15 protein-coding genes are annotated in these 20,301 nt (G+C 52.3%); 10 read left to right on the forward strand and 5 right to left on the reverse strand.

Annotated elements, in window-relative coordinates; all coding sequences use genetic code 11:
* The first annotated feature begins 682 nt into the window (after positions 1-682).
* Positions 683-916, forward strand: a complete 234-nt coding sequence (locus tag BGP85_RS11790; RefSeq protein WP_103447312.1) for a hypothetical protein — start codon at positions 683-685, stop codon at positions 914-916.
* A gap of 46 nt (positions 917-962) precedes the next feature.
* Here BGP85_RS11790 and BGP85_RS11795 read toward each other — a convergent pair whose 3' ends face one another.
* A complete protein-coding gene (locus BGP85_RS11795) occupies positions 963-1,349 on the reverse strand; it encodes a helix-turn-helix domain-containing protein (RefSeq protein WP_103447313.1) in 387 nt (128 codons plus the stop codon).
* 192 nt (positions 1,350-1,541) lie between these two features.
* Here BGP85_RS11795 and BGP85_RS11800 point away from each other — a divergent pair, with 192 nt between their 5' ends.
* The 5 genes from BGP85_RS11800 (at position 1,542) to BGP85_RS11820 (ending at position 7,761) form a co-directional block, all read left to right on the forward strand.
* Complete coding sequence (locus BGP85_RS11800; RefSeq protein WP_103448256.1) at positions 1,542-1,817, forward strand: hypothetical protein; 276 nt, start codon at positions 1,542-1,544, stop codon at positions 1,815-1,817.
* Between the two features lie 161 nt (positions 1,818-1,978).
* Positions 1,979-3,337, forward strand: a complete 1,359-nt coding sequence (locus BGP85_RS11805) for a DUF4041 domain-containing protein (RefSeq protein ID WP_103447314.1) — start codon at positions 1,979-1,981, stop codon at positions 3,335-3,337.
* Positions 3,338-3,357: 20 nt separating this feature from the next.
* Positions 3,358-4,533, forward strand: a complete 1,176-nt coding sequence (locus BGP85_RS11810; RefSeq protein ID WP_103447315.1) for a restriction endonuclease — start codon at positions 3,358-3,360, stop codon at positions 4,531-4,533.
* Positions 4,534-5,185: 652 nt separating this feature from the next.
* Positions 5,186-6,193: a putative phage abortive infection protein gene (locus BGP85_RS11815; protein ID WP_103447316.1), complete on the forward strand. Its 1,008-nt coding sequence runs from the start codon at positions 5,186-5,188 to the stop codon at positions 6,191-6,193.
* Between the two features lie 50 nt (positions 6,194-6,243).
* A complete protein-coding gene (locus tag BGP85_RS11820; protein ID WP_181004486.1) occupies positions 6,244-7,761 on the forward strand; it encodes a DUF262 domain-containing protein in 1,518 nt (505 codons plus the stop codon).
* A 529-nt stretch (positions 7,762-8,290) separates the two neighbouring features.
* Here BGP85_RS11820 and BGP85_RS11830 read toward each other — a convergent pair.
* Positions 8,291-9,094: a tyrosine-type recombinase/integrase gene (locus tag BGP85_RS11830; RefSeq protein WP_103447319.1), complete on the reverse strand. Its 804-nt coding sequence runs from the start codon at positions 9,092-9,094 to the stop codon at positions 8,291-8,293.
* Positions 9,095-9,569: 475 nt separating this feature from the next.
* On the opposite strand from BGP85_RS11830, the gene qatB reads away from it, so the two are divergent.
* From qatB to BGP85_RS11850, 4 genes are all read left to right on the forward strand, one after another.
* Complete coding sequence (gene qatB / locus BGP85_RS29450; RefSeq protein ID WP_308451369.1) at positions 9,570-10,433, forward strand: Qat anti-phage system associated protein QatB; 864 nt, start codon at positions 9,570-9,572, stop codon at positions 10,431-10,433.
* On the forward strand, positions 10,430-11,806 hold the full coding sequence (gene qatC, locus BGP85_RS11840) for a Qat anti-phage system QueC-like protein QatC (RefSeq protein ID WP_103447321.1): 1,377 nt from the start codon (positions 10,430-10,432) through the stop codon (positions 11,804-11,806). The genes qatB and qatC overlap by 4 nt, the downstream gene beginning before the upstream one ends.
* Positions 11,803-12,570, forward strand: a complete 768-nt coding sequence (qatD, locus tag BGP85_RS11845) for a Qat anti-phage system TatD family nuclease QatD (RefSeq protein WP_103447322.1) — start codon at positions 11,803-11,805, stop codon at positions 12,568-12,570. Before qatC ends, qatD begins: the two co-directional genes overlap by 4 nt.
* 69 nt (positions 12,571-12,639) lie before the next feature.
* A complete protein-coding gene (locus BGP85_RS11850) occupies positions 12,640-13,242 on the forward strand; it encodes a DUF5677 domain-containing protein (RefSeq protein ID WP_103447323.1) in 603 nt (200 codons plus the stop codon).
* 426 nt (positions 13,243-13,668) lie between these two features.
* Here BGP85_RS11850 and BGP85_RS11855 read toward each other — a convergent pair whose 3' ends face one another.
* From BGP85_RS11855 to BGP85_RS11870, 3 genes are all read right to left on the reverse strand, one after another.
* Positions 13,669-18,243, reverse strand: coding sequence for a PIN domain-containing protein (locus BGP85_RS11855; RefSeq protein WP_232877466.1), 4,575 nt, complete (start codon positions 18,241-18,243; stop codon positions 13,669-13,671).
* A gap of 199 nt (positions 18,244-18,442) precedes the next feature.
* Positions 18,443-18,943 carry an HAD family hydrolase gene (locus BGP85_RS28890; RefSeq protein WP_181004487.1) on the reverse strand — a complete coding sequence of 167 codons (501 nt, stop codon included), beginning with the start codon at positions 18,941-18,943 and terminating at the stop codon, positions 18,443-18,445.
* Between the two features lie 290 nt (positions 18,944-19,233).
* Positions 19,234-20,067, reverse strand: coding sequence for a hypothetical protein (locus BGP85_RS11870; RefSeq protein WP_103447325.1), 834 nt, complete (start codon positions 20,065-20,067; stop codon positions 19,234-19,236).
* Positions 20,068-20,301: the final 234 nt, after the last annotated feature.

Here is a 20,301-nt window from a genome sequence, read left to right on the forward strand (position 1 = left end):
CGGGTAGCAGAGGCTCAAGACGATCAGTGACTGCATGCGCCGCAAGCTTAGGGGCGCGTTGACTCGATGCCGGTTTCGAAATTCGCCATCGGTCTGCAGCCTTTTAGCCCGCCAAGGCGGGATGTGAGCGATGCCTCGTCGTGTGCGGCTAGAGCTGGTTCGCCCAGCAGAGCAGGCATTTTTGTGTAGGTGACAGGGGATTAGAAAAGGGCTCACGAAAAATAATTTCAAAACACCCCCTTGAAATTTTTTTTTCGAGACGGAGTATATATTTTGTAGTCAAAAAAAGCAGTGTGCTAGGGGCCCTCACCGTATCCGGCGCTGCTCCTACCGCTTCCACCACTTCCATCGCTGGCCTTTAGTTATCCCCTATAATTACTGGCTGCTTCTTGATCAGCAATCTTGTCCTCGCGCCTTGATTGACTGACTATGGTTTGGGAGACTCGGTAATTAGTCGCCTTCTCCGGCCTTCAGGCCGGCTAGCTTTGTTTTGTACTCAAGTTTAGAGCCGCCCCAATTTTTTTTGAGATGAGATCGGGTGGAATGCTCTACACAGGCTATGCCGGAACAGAGGTAGGCTTCCCGAGCCGCGCCTGGCTGCTTGCGCAGTCGTAGATCGGTTTGCATGCTCTTCAGCTTCGCAGGCAAACGGGCCGAAGCCTGAGCACATAGAGGGTTTTTCATGCGCGAAGACCATAAGGCTCAGCTCACAAAAGCTACAGAAGGGCTGCACTATTGCGACTTGATCCTAACGGCCCAAGAGGCCAGGGATCTGCAGGCGCTCGTTCAAGAGCTCCAAGCAACGGGTAAGCACCCTGGGCTCAGTGGTGTGTTCAGAACCATTCTGGAAGAAACTTGGAGCGGTGATGAACCGTGGCCAACGATCTCATCACCATCGAAGCCCGAGCTCGATTGAGTTCATGTCACTTCCAACGAGCGGCTGCTCGAATGCTGTCTGTAGTTCAGGAAGCTTGAAAGCAGATCTGTGTTTGGAGGGCAAGGGAGGCTTGGTGTTTACGAAGCTTGCGGGCAGGTGTGCAATGGGTGGCGTGATCCAAACCCGGTACACCCCCATCGCGTTCCAGGCCTTCAATCTCCGAGCGGAGGTCGTCGATGAGTTCGACTGCGGATTTGCCAGACTCCTGGCTCAAAGTGAGTGTCAGCAACGTCAAGGAGCTCAACTCAAGACGCTGGCTCACCTGTTCGAGCTTGTCCAGCGTCAGACTTGATCGAGCGCCTTCCAATTTGGACAGGAACGTCCGACTCGTATCACCAAAGTCGCGCTGCGAGAGGTTGCGCTTGCAGCGAAGTGCCCGCAGGACGATGGCGAATGATGACTTCAGTGACATGTACGGCTCCTCCGTATGACTTTCCTCAGTGACCTTAACACCGCAACCGCTGTTCACCTCGTAAGCTTCGATACCAGCCGGGCTAGGCGGCGGGAGGGTGGGCGCCATTCGGTCGAAAGACTGTTTATGCGTACAGTATAGCTCGCTAAGCTCGATAGGAGAACATTTGTACTCTTGATGGTGGCGAGCGCTATGAATCACTCAGATGAGACCGACGACGACCGCTTCGCTTTCTTTTCACGTGAGGAGCTGCTGGAGCAGCAGTGTCTTTTGCTTGAAAACGAGCTGGTCGTGATGGGGGAGGAGTTGACTGCCCCTCGCGAAAAAATCGCGACATTGGTTTTGATGTGGACGGGCATTAAAAACGAGCTTCGCCAGGCAGAGTTAGAGTTGCGGCAGGCAAAGCATCAGCTTGATACCCGCACCACCGGACGCTTGTTAACACCTTCACCCTTGCCGCCTTCGTGATGGCTTTCTAATTCCACTCCGGTTACGCTCATTCGCAGCAGGGAAGAGGTGCAATGAGCTAGAGCCGTTTGGGTCTTGCACGGTGATTCGCTGTAGAGCGTTCAGATATCTACCTGGTGCTCTCCGGTCTATGCATTCGACTCATACCGAGGAAGGAACCCATGTCGTTTAGTGACTATCTGAAAGGCCCAGCTCACCGACAGCGCGCTGAAGCTCTTGAAGCACAGCTTGCGGAGCTTCAGCTGCAGCATTCGCAACTGCAAGAGCTCGTTACGAAGATCGGTGCCATGGACGTAGTGAATATCCAGCAGCTGATTGCGCAAGAGCAATCCAGGCTCTCGGGCATACGCGAGGAGACCCAACGTGCGCAGAGGGAGTTGGCTGCTCTCGCACAGCGCTCGACTGATCTGCAGGGACAGATACTGGTCTGGGAAGAGACGCTGCTCCTGGAAAGCTTTGCCCTATATGAGCCTAAGTTCAAGCTAACCAGCAGCCAGGAATACAAGGCTCGACTGGATAACGTCCGTGATCGTCAGAAAATCCTGATCAAGAATGGGCAGGCAGCCACCGGCAACATGAACTGGACGGTGAACAACAGCCAGGCCCAAGGCCGCAAGCTTGTGAACGATATGATCAAGCTGGTGATCCGCTCGTTCAACAACGAGGCCGATGCCTGCGTAGCCAACGTGAAGTTTGACAACGTCGAGCTCGGCGAGAAACGAATCCTCAAATCGTACGAAGCCTGCAATCGGCTGGGCAAGGTTATGAGCGTAGAGATTTCTGGTATCTACCTGGATCTCACGCTCGATGAGCTGCACCTTGCTCATGAATTCCAGATCAAGAAGCAAGAAGAAAAGGAAGAGGCAAAACGCGCCCGAGAGAAGCTTCGAGAGCAGCAGAAGCTCGAGCAAGAGATTCGCGCGGCGCGAGAGAAAATCGCCAAGGAGCGTAAGCACTTCACCACCGCAATGCGTGATCTCCAGGCCCGCCTTGAGCAAGTGCAATCTGATGAGGAGCGTTCAGCGCTGCTAGTGAAGCTGGCCGAGGTTGAGGCCGGTCGAGCCGAGCTTGAGAGCGAAGAGAAGCTCATAGATTATCGCGAGCAGAATGCCAAAGCCGGGTATGTGTATGTGATCTCTTACCTCGGCGCATTCGGCGAGGGCATTTACAAGATTGGTATGACACGCCGCCTTGAGCCAATGGATCGAGTCGATGAGCTGGGTGACGCATCGGTGCCATTCTGGTTCGACGTGCATGCGATGGTGTTCTCGAACAATGCGCCCGCGTTGGAAGCAAAGCTCCACGACCACTTCGCTTCTGGTCGCCTCAACAAGGTCAACGGGCGCAAAGAATTCTTCCGAGCTGACATTGCTGAGATCGAGAGGATCATCCGGGAAAATTATGATGCGGTCGTCGAGGTCACCCATGAGGCGCCGGCGGAGCAGTATCGTGAAAGCCTTCGCATGGCATTGCCCAAGCCGGCAATTCAGCAAGCAGAGCGGGTGGCCGCGCAAGGCTAAAGACACAGGGACGATTTATCGTGATCTATCAATGCAATCATTGTCATCGCTCGACCTTTGAGGCCCACTGCCCCCAATGCGGGGCTTCAGAGCCTGCCTCCCAGGCTCAGCTTGTTCAGCAAGGTATGACGCCGCTTGACCCGTCGTTCTATCCCGATTTTCAGTACCAGTCGAAGGGATTTCTGAAAGACATCTGGGGCAAGAAGAAGGAACAGGCTCAGCTCAATGAGCTGCTGAACAGCGTTCTCAGAAAGTACGCAGAGCTGAAACAGCCGTATTTCACCAACTTCATTCACACCACCCGCGATCCTGTAGGGGGAGGTGGAGATGATGCAGCGGTGCCAGGCGCGCGGATGAATGGCGTTTACTCCGAACGTGAGCTTTTCAGGGAGGTTTTGATTCGGAGGGGGTTCGACGAGCTCGAGCAACTACCTACCTTGCTAGACAAACTACTCCTCACGACCGCGTTCAATTCTGTGTACGCCGGCTTTTCTCGCGAGGTCACTCGTCACATCCGATCCGACCTGGCCAGCTCGCTGAGGTCGTGGATCGAAGAAGCTGGTACGACTTTCCGAGCTGACCTAGCGTTGTTTTACTACTACCTGTGGGAGAGCGATGCTTCCTTCCCGGGTCTGCAATTCAACCCTCAGGCTGCCACCACGACCGGCGTTCCGTTGCTCCCGCTTCAGGCTTTCCAGTTTGGATTGGGCCTTTGCGAAGAAATCTACTTCGACATCCTGGTTGAGCGATTGGGAAGCCAGCTTGAGCATTTCAACCCAAATCGCTTCATCACCATGTACCTGGTCGATGCGATGGATGGATTCCAGTTTGAGGCGTTCCTGGTCGAGATTTTCCAAACCATCGGTTACGACGTCCGAGAGACACAGAAGACCGCTGATCAGGGCGCGGATCTGTTCGTAAGCCGATTCGGTAAGACGATGGTAATCCAAGCCAAAAACTACAGCGGCTCTGTAGGCAACGCTGCAGTGCAGCAAGCCATCTCTGCCAAAGCGTTCTATGGCTGCGATGAGGCGATGGTTGTCACCAACTCCTACTTCACCAAGTCAGCCAAGGAATTGGCAGCTACGGCGGCGGTGCGACTGGTCGATCGCGAATGTCTACAGACTTACCTCGACGACTACAACCAAAAACTCATCGAGGTGTTCCAGGCCGAAGCCGAGGCAGAGGAGGCGTGAGCTGGGCAGCACTCGCTCTGATGTAATGCAAGTGCACTGATGTTTTGGTTTTCCGTAAACGTATGAGCCTACGAGACCTTCTTTATGTATCCACAGGCACCCGATGGTTGCTATTTCGTCGTAAAAGCTCAGCATCTGGCGGTGCAGGAATCCGTCCCTGAACGATGAACAGCGTGAGCCTTGATGCGAGAATTGCTTTCCACACTCAGCAAGACCTGTAAAAAAGCAGGTACCATAGTCGAGTGGTGCAATCAGGAGCAAGGGTTGCCAATCAGGCTCGCGTTTGCGCTTTGGGTGGTTGATGACCAGGCGTAGGGCGACATGGCCTACGGCGTGCGAAGTGATGGCAAAGCCTCGGAGTTTTCTCCAGCGCCGAGTCTCAATTACCCGCATTGGGTATGGGGCTTTGAAAGATCCGCTTTCAATTTTACATAGGTATTACTTTTCTTCTCTCTTTGAGCGTCTCGGCTTGCCTAGTCACGAGATGCCGCTTTGGTCTCAGCTCACCTGAATTTGGTGGGTGTAGAGAAAATGCCGATGTTTCGGCTCAAAAGGGTGGCGATGAAACGTCAAAATAGTATCATGAGCTTAATCGCACGTTCTCCCGTACGATGCGACTCATCCTTATGCTCTGCAAATGTGACAGGATAATATGAGCCAGACTCCGCCCCCCTCTAAAATACGATCAAAAGAGCCGTCATTTTTTGGAGATGTTTCAAAATTACTTCTAATTTTACTTGTGGTGCTTTTAATTTGGTCGGGTGCTTGGTATTGGATAGATACCCACGTAATAGGTGAGAATTTAGAGAAGTCGGTCGAGGCTAGAGGTCAATTCGGTGATAAATTTGGAGCAGTGAACGCGCTGTTCGCAGGATTCGCCTTTGCTGGTATTATTTTTACTATATTTATGCAGAATCGTGAGATTAAGCAAACAAAAAAAATGTTGGAAGAGCAGTTGAAGGATTCTAATAAGCAGCGTTTCGATAGCACCTTTTTTCAGCTGCTCACGTTACATAATGATATAACCTCAAAGCTATCTGATACTGAGTCTCTTGGCCGGGAAGCATTCCGCTCGTTCCACTCTCGTATCATATTGTCCGATCCGGATTTTCAATGCTTTCCGGCTTTGCAAAAACTAGATCGGGAAGAAATTCGGCGCATAAAAGATTCCAGAGTTATTCTAGAAGGGGCCGCTGTCAAGCTGGATGCTGCAGATGTTGCCAATCTGCAGACGGTTTTGGAGGGAGGGGTTGCTGGTCTTGAGAATTATTTGGATGACTCAATAACTCTTCAAGAAAATAAAATCCGGCAAGCCTACACTAAAGCTGCAGAGTTGCATGTGGACAAATATTCCCACTATTTCAGAAACCTTTATCACACATTGCGATTCGTTCGGGAGTCACCACTTATCGATGACTCAGAACGTCCGCGGTATGCCAAGTATGTACGCTCGCAGCTTTCTGAGCCAGAATTGTTATGTTTGTTCTATAATTCCATAACGAAGATTGAGCTTCCCGGCAGAGAGAAAATGGAGTTAGGGTATCCTAAAATGGGTAAGTTGCTGCACCATTACGATATACTGCAGAACTTGCCGCCGAGGAGCCTTTTGCACCCTTCGCACCTGACTATCTTTAAGGCAAATAATGGAGGGGTGGCGTAATGTCTCAGAGAGAGCCGAGGCCTGAAGTTTACAGGCTCGAAGAGCTTGCAATGCTTGTTAAGTCTGGCGATATAAAACTACCAAAATTCCAGCGCTCTTTCGTGTGGCGGCGCAGTGACATGCTTCAACTCCTAGATAGTATCTACAAGGGGTATCCGGTAGGAAGCTTGCTATTGTGGAATAGCTCGCAGCGTTTGAAAAGCGAACGCGAAATTGCAGGTCTGAAGGTCGATGAAGAGTCCACTGTCTATCCAACGAGCTATCTTCTGGATGGTCAGCAAAGGTTGACAACTATTTGCGGTGCTTTGTATTGGGAAGGCTCAGGTCTAAATAGTATCTGGAATATCCATTTTGACCTAGAGACTGAAGAGTTTGTGCATCCTAAAGGTGCTGAAAGCATATCAACGTACCCGTTAAATCAATTGCTTGAAACTCATAAGTTTATTAAGCAATGCATGAAGTTTGCTCATCATGAAAAGCATTTACTATACACTGAAAGGGCAGAGCGACTCCTTCGAATCATTAAGGATTACAAAATAGCAGTTGTCAAAATCGGGGATATGTCTATCGAACAGGTTGCCCCGATCTTTGAGCGTATAAATAGTACTGGTCGTAAGTTAACTATTGTCGACTTGATGATGGCTGCTACATGGAGTAACGGCTTTGATCTTTCTTATGAGATAAAATCAATACAGTCGAAGTGTATAGAGACTGGTTTTTCTGGGCTTTCAGGGCAGATGATCCTTCGATCAATTGCAGCCTCTGCTGGATTTGGTGTCAACAAAGATGACATTCAAAAACTCCGGGCGTTAACGCCTGAGGCGCTAAAATCAGCCTCTGATAGCTGCAGTGCTGCGATTCTTAAGTCAGTTGCATGGCTTAGGTCAGAACTTTTAATTCGTGATGCTAACTACCTTCCTTATGGACTATTTTTTACTTTCTTGGTAGAGATTTTCAGGCTCGATCCATGTCCTTCTGATGATAAGTTAGCAGAGATAAAAAGTTGGTTCTGGTTTACGTCTGCTACCCTTTATTTTGGTGGGGCCAGTACTGGAGATATCTCGCGGGAGCTAGTTAGCGTAAGAGACTTTTCCCAAGGGGCGAGCTCGTTCCTGTATAAGAAAAGCCAGATAAATATTGGTAATTTAATATATGATAAGTTTAACTTAAAGAATGCGAGCAGTATTGCATTTTCTCTATTATTAATCTCTAGGCGCCCGGAGCATACCGTTACGGGTAAAAATCTAGATTTAGAAATCTTGTCAGAAAAAAATGCTAGGCTTTTCGGGAAGATTGCGCCAAAGGGAATTGAGGATTTGAATATCTCGATTGTCGTTGAGCCTTCAAAGAATTTTAATGTTGTGACAGAGGCTGGCCCTAACCTAGCTGAACATTATTTGGATGCTGAGTGCCTCAAAAACATCAGCGAGGCGAATTCTGAAGGTTTCATCTGGCATCGGGCGGGCTTGATTGCTGATGCAGTAATGAATCTTACAGGTTGTGAACCCCTTTTAAACCTTTCAGATGTGGCTAGTGACGAGGAGGAAATTAATAGTGACGCGGAGTGACGCAGGTTAACCTACTTTAGTTGATCGATTGATCGGCCAGGGCTTAGGGGTTGAGATAAATTATGGCGCCTAAGCTCTGAAATTAATTAAGCGATCCTTGTTTTACAACCTCGGACGCTGAGCATTCGTAGTCACTTGTCATCGGAGGAAATGAATTTAATGGCAACAACTTGGGGGCTGCATCGTCTATAGGCCTTCTATCCTGAGTTTGTAGGCTAGTGAACGAGCAGTTGCGCTCGGTGCTCGTCGCGGAGGGGGATTAGTACATGGAGGTCGTAGAGTTGATACAGTTGTTGCCAGCGCTCGACCCTTACATGAAAGTGCTGATGACGCATGTAGATTAGAGGCTTGAAGACGTAGTTGCCTACTATGAAGATCTGGTATGCGAAGAGCGGGTGTTCGGATATTACCATCTCGATGGTTTCCCAAGGCGCTGACGCAAGCACTGCTGAGAGAGTGATCGTCATCGACATGTGTGAACGCCTTGAAGACTGGGTCAATGAGCGGTGATGCCACTGCACCTGCCGTCTCATCCCTCCAGCTTTCTGATAAGGCCGCCAAACTGCTGAGCTGGCTCCACATAGCGAAGGGCTGATTTCATGTCGCTCCACCCCACGTACTCCATGAGCGTTTTGATGTCCCAGCCTGAGCTTGCAGCCCACGTAGCAACCCCGCGTCGGATCGAGTGAGCACTATAGATCTGGGAGGGTAGGCCACAGCGCTCAAGTGTGTCGCGAAGCAGAGGTATCAGGCTGTGGGCTGCAAGTGGTCTCTCGCTGATGTTGCCCCAGCGATCGATACCTCTGAACACACCTCCGCGGCTAAGGCCAGCAATCTCGATCCAGTTCAGGTAAGCCTCGACAGGGCAAAGCTTGCTCAGCGATGGGGTTCTGTACTCGCGCCCGATGTTCTGCCGATCTCCCTTGCTAGACCCGAGGTAAAACTTAATCCCGACGTAGCGCTCGGCATGCGTGTTTTCGATCGTGAGCCTGGCAAGCTCGTCCCCGCGGAAGCCTCTCCAGAATCCTATCGTCAGCAGAGCGATATCGCGACTCGCCTTGAGAAGAGCGGTCATGTTGCCGACGGATCTTGCCTGAGCAGCCTCATCCTCGAGATGCGCGACTGCCTTCTCAAGATGCAGCAACGCTAGCGGGGCGGCTTGCTTCTGCTGGACGGGGTGCAGCGCCCTGATGCCTTTGAGCAACTGCCTGAGCTTTGGTGCCTTGGTCGGATCTGGGAAGCCGTTGCTCTGATGCCAGTTGGCGAGCGCAGCCAAGCGCTGCTTGAGGGTGCTAAGCGCCAGCTGGTCAGCGTACTCAGCGATGTACCGCACCACTGACTCGGTTGTAGTGGGCAGATAGGGGCATTGGAGGGGGCGAGGAGCACACCGGTGAGTTCCCCGCGAATCTCATCTGGCAGCCAGGTCTCCAGTGGACGACGAAAATTGGCTTCCAACTCTTGTGCGGTCATCACTACATGGTCAGGGTGCAGTCGGTGTAAGTGAGCGCTGGCCTGCCTGAGCAGCTCGAACCCCTCAACACGATTGCGCGCGCACTTGGACGCGGCGTCAGCAAGCCGCCACAGGAGATTCCTCCGGTACGCTTCTCTATCCAAGTGATAATCCTCCTGTAATCCCAGGAGTTGCTAGCGGCCCGCCAATCAAATGGTCAGACGCCCACGCCTAGTCGTTCAATACTGGCTCATTCATTCGGTTTTGCCAGACATTCTCAAAAAACCATGGGACGCGACGGTCGAGAGGCGGCCAATCGCGTACTGGCCTTCAGCGGCAAATCATAAGGATTGATGATATGGGTACCTCCAAAGGATATGGAGGCCCGAGCTCCGGCTTGGTGCCTTCCTGGATTGATGATGTCGCGCAGCCAGCCGCACCAGCAGCTCAACCGAACGGGCCAAGCCAATCAAATCCATCTCAGCCCGGTTCTGCGCCATCACAGTCAGGCTCAACTCCGTCAGCACCAGTGAATAATGACGGCACGGGCTCACTTCGGGGTGCACGCAGTAGCTTCACCCGATTCGCCCGCACAGGAAGCCCCAGCGATTTGGGGAATGCCCTGTCTTCCTATGTGCGTAAAGGCGTAGGAGGATCATCTAGAGGCGCGCGTCGCATGGGGACATCCCGCGCTACCGCGGCGAAGCTGCTGAGTATCTTCGGTGATGTTCAGCGCAACGGGGCAGCAGAGACACTGCGGCGGTTGCAGCTCACCGTGGCTCCAGGGCAACCGGCCTCCCAGGTGCTCCTCACTCTGCTTGAATTCATTTGCCCACCTGGCGGCGCGATTGACGAAGGTGTTGCTCGCCAAGCTGCACTGAAAACGATCGTCGAACTGGACGAGGCAGGCAGCGGTAGCTTCGAGGATATGACTCAAGCTGATCGGCAAAACTTCTTCCTCGACTTCGTAGCGAATTCGATTGAGAGCATGATCATGGCGGACTTGGGTGGCAGGGGCATCACCATGCCGGATGATGTTGAAGCAGTTGAGCGCATCCAATCTCAACTGAGTTCATTCATCACGGGCTGTACACGAGGCCAGCTCGCCAACCGTTTGGAGCAATGGCCGGCGCCCACAGACCAAGAGGTCAATCAGGTAACTTCTGCGATCTATGAGGCGGCATTCGATCTAATCGCGACTGCGGCGGAGGGGCTGGAATGAGGCATCACAGCATTATTTGCCGACTTGGCCAAACGGATGACCAGGATCTGGATCTTCTGGAGCCAGGCAGTGTCATCACCAACATCCCGTTCTTGGACGGACTTGGACGACTGCAGTTCGGGATTGGCCAGGCCATTGACCAATTGGCTAATCTGGGCCTGGGCCCAGGAGAGACTGCCGTCGACCTGGCACTCTTGGCGGCGACTCTTACCGCGGCGGACACTAGGATCTCGAGGGACACTGAATCGGAGAATGCCTGGACGAGAGAGATCGACCTCTACGTCCCCGTTGCAGATCCCGCATTGTGGACAGCAACCTCCGATTTGCTGGTCTCAACATTGAAATTCCTCACCGGTGACCGCTGGCGCCTAGTGTTTCGCGAGCGCCCGACAGGGATCGAGGAATTATCTCCCGCTCCGGAAACCTTGAGAACAGACGAATCTGACAGCGTTTGCCTCTTCTCGGGGGGGATGGACAGCTTTATCGGCGCGATCAATCTACTAGGTGGCGGCGGCAAGCCGCTACTTGTTAGCCATTACTGGGACACCAACAGCACCAGCACCTATCAGAACGACTGCCGGGCTGCGCTGCAGGAGAGGTTTTCCGAGACGTCGATTAACCACGTCCAGGCCCGCGTTGGGTTCCCGCACGACCTTGTGGAGGGTGGTGGTAGCGAAGACACACTTCGAGCGCGCTCCTTCCTATTCTTTGCACTGGCGGCCATGGCCGCAGAAGCGATCGGTGAGTCGATCACCATCCATGTTCCTGAAAATGGCTTGATCTCCCTGAACGTACCGCTAGATCCGCGCCGCCTGGGAGCATGCAGCACTCGTACGACCCATCCTTATTACATGGCGCGGGTAAATGAGTTGTTTGGACGCCTAGGGTTGAGCACAAGGTTGTTTAATATGTTCAGCCATCTCACCAAGGGTCAAATGGCAGAGCTGTGCACCGACCCCGCGTTCCTCGCGGATCATGTGCATCTCACAATGTCGTGCTCATCGCCCGGAAAGGCGAGGTACCATCCCGACCCCGCGAATCGATCACCCAAGCACTGCGGGTTCTGCGTCCCCTGCATCATAAGGCGGGCAGCAATTCACCGCGGTTGTGGGCCGGATCAGACACGGTATGTCATCCCAGATCTGCATGCGCAAGCTCTGGACACGAACAAGTCGGATGGCGAACATGTGCGCTCATTTCAGCTGGCCATCGCGCGCCTCAAGCGTGCACCCCAGCGCGCCAAGTTCGCCATCCATGAGCCCGGGCCGCTGATCGACCATCCAGATAACTTGGATGACTTTGAACAGGTCTTTCGAGAGGGGTTGCTGGAAGTCGACGATTACCTTGAGGGCGTGACCGCCGTACCACTATGAAGCCGCAGAATAAATCGATTCCAAAGTGGGTAGACTTCCATTGCCACCTCGACCTCTATCCCGATCACGAGCGCCTCATCGTGGAGTGCGATCAGGCAGAGGTTGCCACCTTAGCTGTGACCACGACACCGAAAGCATGGCGACGCAATCGTGAGATCGCGGCATCGTCTCGGCATGTCCGCGTAGCGTTGGGGCTTCATCCTCAATTGGTGGCAGAGCGTGAGTCTGAACTGCCTCTTCTGGAGCGCCTGCTTGAGGAGACTCGATACGTAGGCGAGGTAGGCCTTGACGCCGGGCCCCAATTCTATCGGAGCTTTGAAGCCCAAGAGAGGGTATTTAGGAGGGTGCTTGAGGCTTGCTCGGAGCAAGGCGGTAAAATCCTCACTGTTCACAGCGTGCGCTGCGTGGGAAAGGTGCTAACCCATATCGAGAAATTGCTCCCGAGCGACCGTGGGAAGGTGGTACTCCACTGGTTTACCGGAAGCCCCAGTGAAGCTAGGAGGGCTGTCGAGCTTGGATGCTACTTCTCGATTAATTCGCAGATGCTTGCCTCCGCCAAGCATCGGAGCCTCGTCGCCTTGCTCCCGTCCAACCGAATTCTCACCGAGACGGACGGCCCATTCGTTCAAAGCGAAGGGCGTCCAACCAGACCTGCTATTGATATTCCCAAAACGGTACGGACGTTGGCACTTATTCGAGGGCAATCATCTGAGCAAACTGCAATTCAAATCATCAGCAACTTGCGTGATTTGATACGCACCTAAATCAAACCCATCTGCATGCAGTCTTATGCAGTCATTTGCTAGTCAGCATAAAGGAATACTACTACTTTCATGAATGAATTAATTGATGCTATAAATACCTCGCGATCAGCTCTATTGTCAGTCACTAACACTTCAAAGAGTCCGGAGTTTGCGACTGCCTTACAGTTCTGGACGAAAATCTTGGAAAACTGTGAAGCCGTTGCGCTGCTGCTTAACCATAATTTTAATGTGCAAGCGTTTGCCGTCCATCGAATTTCTATTGAACATTTAGCAAATTTTGCCGCATTGCTGAAGGGCTTGTGCACCGTCGAGCAGCTTCAGAAGAAATCGGAGGCAGATATCGTAAAGCAGGCGAGACTACTGAGTGAGGGCGAAGATAAATCGCCTGTCTTGACCGATGAAAACAAAAACGCCTTGGCTGGGTTACGAGATAGGCTTACAACAAAAGAGGACGAAGAAAAGTCACAGAACACATTTAATCTGCTAGCTGAATGCGGGTTGAGTTGCCTCTACGTTGAATATCGGATCATTTCACTAGGCGCTGCTCATTCAACTTTAGTTTCTATCATTCAATCAAGTTCGACGGAGGAAATTGATAAAGTCAAAAAAAGCGTTGTTAATCTGCTTAAATTTCCTACGGCCTTGCTAGGCGAATTCATGGAGAAGCGTTAGGAGTTCATACCTCGTAAGCAGCGATAAGCTGTTCGTAGCGACCCTGGGAGTATTTTTGAGTACACATATCGGTGAGTACAGGGTCGCACGACACATAATGCTTGACGAAGGTTGAAGAAAGTAAGTGCCTGTCATTGTGTTTCCGCCCTCCCGAAAATACGGGATGAGTGCGACTGAAGGTTGTTTCGAAAAATGACTGTGGCAATAAAACTGGGTGCAAGCCTATATTCGCGAGCGAGGCGCCAGGTAACTGTGGCTGCGTCGGCCGATAGCCTTGCTGGCCTTCAGTTACTCCGCTCAGCTACCCGCATGGATATGAATCGTCATAGGTATTTCTCTAGCTCTTCTTTGACCAGCTTATCGAGCACCTTTTCTCACGCGAAAATGCGCTCATTCTAGGCATCGTGCTTCAACAAGTGAGATTTCTCATACCTCTGTATCGCCAGTCCTGACTCGCGCTTCCGCTTGCCCGAGCGTATCAACCGAGGCCTGCTCCCGGATAGCATTCTCAGCCTGCTGTTCTAACTTGTCAGGTGCCCGCCCAGAAGCCTCCGTTTCACTCTGTGGGTCGTCAGGGGATGACACTCGAGCCAGGAGCGCGCTCTGGTCATTCACGGTGTAAAGAGGAGCGATGCGCAGGAAAAGAATCTGAGCGTTCAGCGCCCTAGGTTGTTCCGGACGCTGAGCGGTCTGTTTGGTACTAATCAGCATGCGCTTGATGAGCGTGAAATAGGTAGGTGTAAACCCATAATCCTGAAGATAGGCGAACCCTTTCAGGCTACGTTCTAGAAAATCCGTGGGGCAATGTGGATGCCGGAACAGAGGCTCCAGAAGATGCGAAATCAGCTCAAGCATCATTGGAAAATCACACCTGCCGGTTACGAACAACTGGCTGATAAATCCGATTACCATGAATGCTGCAGAGTCAAAATCTACAGCAGGTGCCGCGAGGTAAAACCGCAAGCTTCTGATGCCCATATTCGCGAAGGCTAGACCTTGATCCATCATCGCGATCAGACTCGGAATGTCTACTGAGACGAAGCTGCGACATGCTGCAATCAGCTTGATCAGTGCGCAGGAGTATTCAACGCGCCTAAGCACACCAATATCCTGCATCCCTTTGAGCAGCATTTGGGTCGATGCCGAGTGCACACCAAGTGCCAAGGCCAGTTGAAGCATCCGTGCATCCAGAGAGAGCAGACCAGCGTTGTACTCTTTGCACAACATCAGGGACGCATGCTCCTCCACATCAAGTACGTCCCGGAGCCGATCTAGCTCAGGCGTCGTATGGAGTGGGCCATAGCAAGGCACCACGGTGCAAGAACTGGAAATCGCAATATCGATACTGCTTAGGAAAGCTTGCTCGCGAGCGTGATCATCTTCGGTTTCCTCATGGAATCCCAGCTGCCCCTCATGGGTGAACATCGTGCCGCGCTTGCGGAAGGCCGACGACATTTCGATCTTCATGTCGAGCGATCGTCTAGTTGCGGTGCTGACATAGACTGTCGCCAGGTGACCGAGCACATCCAAAAGCCCCAGCATCGCCAGCTGGGTCAGCATCGACAGATCAACTACCCAGGTGGAGCCATTGAGAGAGCAGGGCAGGACGTCGTGACCTGTCCCCGCGACAGTAGAGACTTGCAAGGACGGGCCATCCAGAGGCCAACCCCGCACGAGATCAATGATGTCTCGCCCCAAGCGATTCGCAACCAGACCTAGGGTAAGCGGATTTTGCTCATAGAGCTTGAGTATGCTCTCACCTTGGGATTGATGCTGATCGAGATGCTGTAGGAAGACATTCAAATCCATTTCACCATTGGCATCGGTCGGGATTCTCATCGAAACCAAGGTCTTGCTCGGAACGACGGAGTCCCGAACCCGATTATGAGAAAGCTCCATTAGCCGCTGGTGAATCGTCATGATGCGCCTCACCTCTAAAACCTGCGTGCCCATCAGGTAACTGAACGTCACCTTCTCCGATACACCAAGGCCGATCAGGCCTAACGCAAACTCCGAATCCGGTGCGATAAACTCACCTACGGATGGATAGTGCGTGTCTCTACCATCGATGCTGACATGCCGGATTTCCCCATGCTCGTCAGCCAGCTCTACAGATGCTCCGGGCTCTACTACAGCTAGCGTCTGCTTAACCATGCCCATAATCGAGTCCGCTTCTTCAGTCAGCGTCAGCATCACCTTGACGTGGGTCGCTGCCAACTCAACATCTTCAAGGTTATTCCGCATGGTGTGGGCAATACGAGCCAGTCCTTTTTCTGCTTGGCCATGGCGCATCTCGATGCTGGCCAACAGCAGCAGGTCTGTCGGTGAACCTGCAAGTTCCGGCGGAATTTCTGAAATGAGTACGTTCAGGTCGACAACACCTTCGCATGCGGCAACCCGGATCAACGTGAGCCAGGGGTTAGCATCTTGGCGGTGCTCAGAAACGGTTAGCTCCGCAATCTCGCGCATGCGAGCCCAGTCACCGGCACTGTTGAACAGAAACAAAGCCTGTTCCCGGGCTTCAGGCGACTGCCGCCAAGCCGTTGGCATAGAGTCGAGTAGATTCCTCGCCTGCGCATGGCGACCCACCAGGATGTAGCAGTGCAGCAAATCAACGTGCAGCGGCGTAAATGACTCGGCTGGGAGCAGCTTTTCGAACAGAAAAATTGCATCTTCGTATCGGTGAGCACGAAGCATTGCTCGAGCCGCCATTGCTAGCTTTTGAGGTTCTGTGGACGCTGGCGCTAGCTCTGCGATTCGATCTACATACTGATTCCGGAGTGCGTCATCGTCCTCGTACGCTCGACTGGCGAAGCACAGGTCAATGACGGAGGTACTGGCCGGAGAGAAATCACGCTCGGCAAGTTCCTTGCGGACGGTTGCCGCATCTGCTGTCTGCAACAGCATCTCCCAACTGAGCCGCCGAAGCATGGCCGATACACGAGTCACAATGTCAGACGGAGTCCGCCTTGCCGCCTCATTACGCGCTACCTGTAGAAGATCATGACGGGACTGGGCCATGCAGGCATGACCAAAGCGGAGCAGTGACTCATCAGGCAAAGTATCGATCACAGCAGAGAATTGATCGGTTACTTCCCTCCATCGTTGGAGGTCGCACATAGCCTCGACTTCAACCCGAGTCACAGCGGTCGTTATGCTGGCGCCCTTTATTTTGGCTTGCTGAACGAGCTCGAGCGCTTCCGCGGGACGCTGCAGTAACACCATCGCGTAGGCTAGATTAGCGATAACCTCGCTCACTGTCTTAGCGCTTTGCGAAGCCCAGATCGTATTGTCTCGATCATCAAAGCAAGCCATAGCGTCCGACAAGACTGCTACATGGTGAGCAGATAACGACCTCAGGTTCACTCGCGCCTCATCTTGCGTTGCGAGGCGGATGGCGAAGCGCAGGTAGGACTCAAGGATGAAAAACGTGCAGTCTTTCTTTTCCATCGCTATACGAATGAAGCGAACAGCGCCTTCATCGTCATCCATACCACTGAGAGACGATGCCAGCAGCTGCCATGCCGATGCCTTGTCAGCAAAGATACTTGGAATTTCGTCCTCGCTCGTCAACCGCTCTCCGGCAAGTAACCGAGCGTTGGTCGTCACAGCCCAGATATGAAAGGACTCAGGGAAACGATCTAGCAATACGCGACCGATATCTACCGCTGCTTGATACTCCTCTCGCAACATTCGTGCGCGAACCATAGCAGCGGCTACTCGATCATCTGTGCCACAAAGGCTAGCGGCGGTATCGAAATCTGTCGCTGCGGCTTCGTCAGTGCCTAGGTGCCAGAGGGAGAGTCCACGCAGTAAATACCATCTGGCCTTCTGGTGATCGTCGAAGTCCTTCAGGTCGCTCTCTAAAAGCTCTAATTGCTTCAAGCTGTCTTGGTATAGGTGCTCTCTCTGCCCTTCAGTAATCCGATCCAATTGTCGCGATATGAATGTGTCCGCTGATGATGCAAGGGCCGAAGGCAGATCGTCTGACATGATCAAGCCTTGAGCAGTTGCAGACACGGAACGCAGTTCACCTAGATGGCCATCAGTATCTGGAGTCAAGGTGAGGGCAGCTGCCAGCTTGCCGCCTCCACCGGTGAGCCTCAGGCAATTGTCTGCGTGGAAACCATTCCAAATTGAACGAGTGTGTTGGAATTCCAGGGCCAGGGCGCCCAGATGACGCTGTGCTGTTGCCTCCGAGATTTCGCCTGCAGAACTATTGAGTTCTGCGCATGCAGCCTGAAGCGAGGCCCACACATCACTGCTCTGGCGCGAGAAAATCCGCTGGCTAATGAGCTGCTTTTGGTTGTCGACTTCTATTGAGCTGTCGGAGTCCAAGTCATGCGGCATGAATTTGAGATGAAGAACGAATGGGTATAGGTCGGACTTGTCTACCTCAGAGCCAGTCTGGAGCTCCACTGCCCGTTGGATCGCAGCGTACGCTTTACGGTTGCTCTCGTTACTAAATTTCTGAGCATGGACACGCACATACCAGTCATCAGCTGAGGCAGACACCATCGCGTAGCGCACAACCTCTACAGCACCTTGCATTGAGGAGCTGCTTGAAGCGTGATAGACGATGAGCAGCTCATCCAGGTTGCGCTGAAACCCTGGCTTGCAGAAGTCTAACCAGGCGAGTCCAACCGCCTCGTTGAAGATCTTGTTGTCGGTGGGCTTCAGCGAGCGCTTCATCTGCAGACGCTGCTTTGCGGTCTGCCTAGTGAAAGGGTGAAACAAATCGATGATCAGATCATCAGTGTCATGATCGAAAAGTCGCCCTTGGAAAAGTAGCCGGGTGATGACATAGCCATCCCGAGCACCTGGGCATTGCGAACCAAGACACATGGCAAGCAGGCGGACAGCTTGAACACGGCGCTCGAATGACCCGCCACGATCGCCGGTAGAAACCGGACTCGCTACATTTTTTCGACCGCCTTTTGCAGCCGCATCACTTGGGGCTAGAGCTACCCTTGCGGGCTTTTTCCTTGGAGCCTTGGCCATACCTGGTTCGCAATCCTGAGGTTCGGGCGTATTTTAACGGGCAGAGCGTGCGGTGCGTAGCCGTTTTGCACCGTGACCGCATGATGATCGCTAATGACTCAGCCCTTGTTTGCCAATGGGTATGCAGAGGTGGTGCTGGCGCTTATCGAAAGCTGGTGAGTATTTGAGTGCTAGGCGCCCATGACTGTCGGTATTTTGTTCATGCCGACATTAAGTTTGATCTCCCCAGCCGTGCCTGTTGCTCGGATTGCCCGACAACCAGTTTCGCGAATTGCATCAGGTTTCGGATTGCTTCAGTTCCGGATCGATTTAGATAGAAGCCTTTGATGCCAATAGCTCGAGGCCCATCGCGATCGCACCTTGGTGAATCTCCGATCATTGCTACCTGAGCCGCACCTTCGAACAAGTGGCCAGGGACTACCCCGAGATCGTTGCACACGGAGCGGTAGATTGTTGGGTCAGGCTTGATGATCCCGAGCTCGTAGCTGAACGCGTAGGCGTTGAAATCTGGCAGGAGCTGCTTCCCAACCATCCGATGTACACCGATGCAGTGGATGCTTTGAAACGCTACCACCAGGCTCAAGCCGACGGTGTGACGGGGACTGAGCTTGAGCGCCTTCGTCTCATGGCGGAGCATCAGTTTCAAACAGTCACCGACTACCAGTTGCGCGCGCTCGGTGGGCCTGCAGAGCCCAGCCATTAGAAGCTCCTGCTACACGCCGTACCGCTTGTTCCCTCCAGAGGTGATGCAGTAGCGACCGCCTCTGGGGCCTATACAGAGTCGACCAGAAGAGCAGTGGCACGATGATCCATATTTGGGGGTTGTGCTGAGAAGCAGAGGGTTTTGTATGAGATCCACGGTGTGGTTGGCTGTCGAGGCTGACACGCGCCCATTCCTGTTGCTGCTCATAGACTTGAGCCGCGTCTGCAGAAGCTATCAACTCACTGAGTAGCGGTTTGCCTCTGGTAACCTTGATGTGGTTCTGTGACTTAGTCAGCGACGCGTGCTAGGGCTCTCGCATCGTAAATGGGTAGCGTTGCCCTTTTAAGTAGGGTCTGCACGAAGAGGTTTAGGGAGTGTTTCGAGCATTTGCCTTTCCGCCGTTCGAGATAGAGATCTCGAGATGCCCGCCAGGCTAAAGCAATCAGCCCAAATAAGATTGCTGCATATATCGTAATTGTCGCTCCAGCCAGCGTATAAGCAGGCAGATCATTAATAAATGGATTGGTTCGCATCTTCAGGCTTTCACTATAATCTAGAAACTTATAGAATGCGTTCATGGCTATACTCAAAAAACCTAGAGTGAAAAAGCTTCCGTACAACCGCCCCATGAAGATGTAGTTTAGAATTTTTTCGCCCAAGGTCGTAGACTCGTCCTTGAATTTCTTTCCCAGCCGTACAGCTTTTTCGAGGTTTTCAACAACCTCCAAAAAAGACTCCTGGCGGATCATGAAGTGACTTTGAAGCCAAAGAGTTTTGTAAGCCTCTAGCTTCGCTCTGGAGTACTTGGATTCGTAGGCGATAACTCCAAACTTTTTCAGCATAAAATCGCGGTACTCACCATCGTATTTGATTGCGAGGAGATAAACTCCCGCTACAAAAAAGGCCAGAGCAATGAAGCTCAATAGCAGTATTTCAATGAGCGATGAGTTCCGATAAAAAGTTGAGAGCGCCAAAATCACAGATGCAAGAGAAAAGCATATAAATGCAAATTTGTATGACTTTGTTTTTGGCCCGGAAACAATCGTGGATATCCCAAATGCTAGATTAAAGCTAATTGCTGTTTTTTCAATTTTTTCAAGAGTGAGTGCTTCCGTTTTCATACTGCTCCTTGATTTTTGCGAAGGCTGACGCTACGGGTTAGAGTGCTTAGCGCGACTCGAAACAGGGGGTGAAATGCGAGATAAACTTGTATCACATTCATGGGCTTAAGTTTTTTTTAAAGGCTTCCAAGGTTGGGCGTCACTTAATTATACTTGCAAATGTCATGTTTGAATTTCTCAGGAATTGCTACGCGGGCTAGAAGGGGGTGGGTGAGGAGTATTGTTGGCTCTTGC

This window comes from Pseudomonas putida (assembly GCF_002906855.1).
Lineage (GTDB): Bacteria > Pseudomonadota > Gammaproteobacteria > Pseudomonadales > Pseudomonadaceae > Aquipseudomonas > Aquipseudomonas putida_N.

Coding starts and splice junctions, on each gene's coding strand:
- qatB (WP_308451369.1), top strand. CDS start 9,570: ATGGGTACCTCCAAAGGATATGGAGGCCCGAGCTCCGGCTTGGTGCCT.
- BGP85_RS11870 (WP_103447325.1), bottom strand. CDS start 20,067: ATGAAAACGGAAGCACTCACTCTTGAAAAAATTGAAAAAACAGCAATT.
- BGP85_RS28890 (WP_181004487.1), bottom strand. CDS start 18,943: ATGGCTGGGCTCTGCAGGCCCACCGAGCGCGCGCAACTGGTAGTCGGT.
- BGP85_RS11805 (WP_103447314.1), top strand. CDS start 1,979: ATGTCGTTTAGTGACTATCTGAAAGGCCCAGCTCACCGACAGCGCGCT.
- BGP85_RS11790 (WP_103447312.1), top strand. CDS start 683: ATGCGCGAAGACCATAAGGCTCAGCTCACAAAAGCTACAGAAGGGCTG.
- BGP85_RS11800 (WP_103448256.1), top strand. CDS start 1,542: ATGAATCACTCAGATGAGACCGACGACGACCGCTTCGCTTTCTTTTCA.
- BGP85_RS11795 (WP_103447313.1), bottom strand. CDS start 1,349: ATGTCACTGAAGTCATCATTCGCCATCGTCCTGCGGGCACTTCGCTGC.
- qatD (WP_103447322.1), top strand. CDS start 11,803: ATGAAGCCGCAGAATAAATCGATTCCAAAGTGGGTAGACTTCCATTGC.
- qatC (WP_103447321.1), top strand. CDS start 10,430: ATGAGGCATCACAGCATTATTTGCCGACTTGGCCAAACGGATGACCAG.
- BGP85_RS11820 (WP_181004486.1), top strand. CDS start 6,244: ATGCTTGTTAAGTCTGGCGATATAAAACTACCAAAATTCCAGCGCTCT.
- BGP85_RS11850 (WP_103447323.1), top strand. CDS start 12,640: ATGAATGAATTAATTGATGCTATAAATACCTCGCGATCAGCTCTATTG.
- BGP85_RS11855 (WP_232877466.1), bottom strand. CDS start 18,243: ATGGCCAAGGCTCCAAGGAAAAAGCCCGCAAGGGTAGCTCTAGCCCCA.
- BGP85_RS11815 (WP_103447316.1), top strand. CDS start 5,186: ATGAGCCAGACTCCGCCCCCCTCTAAAATACGATCAAAAGAGCCGTCA.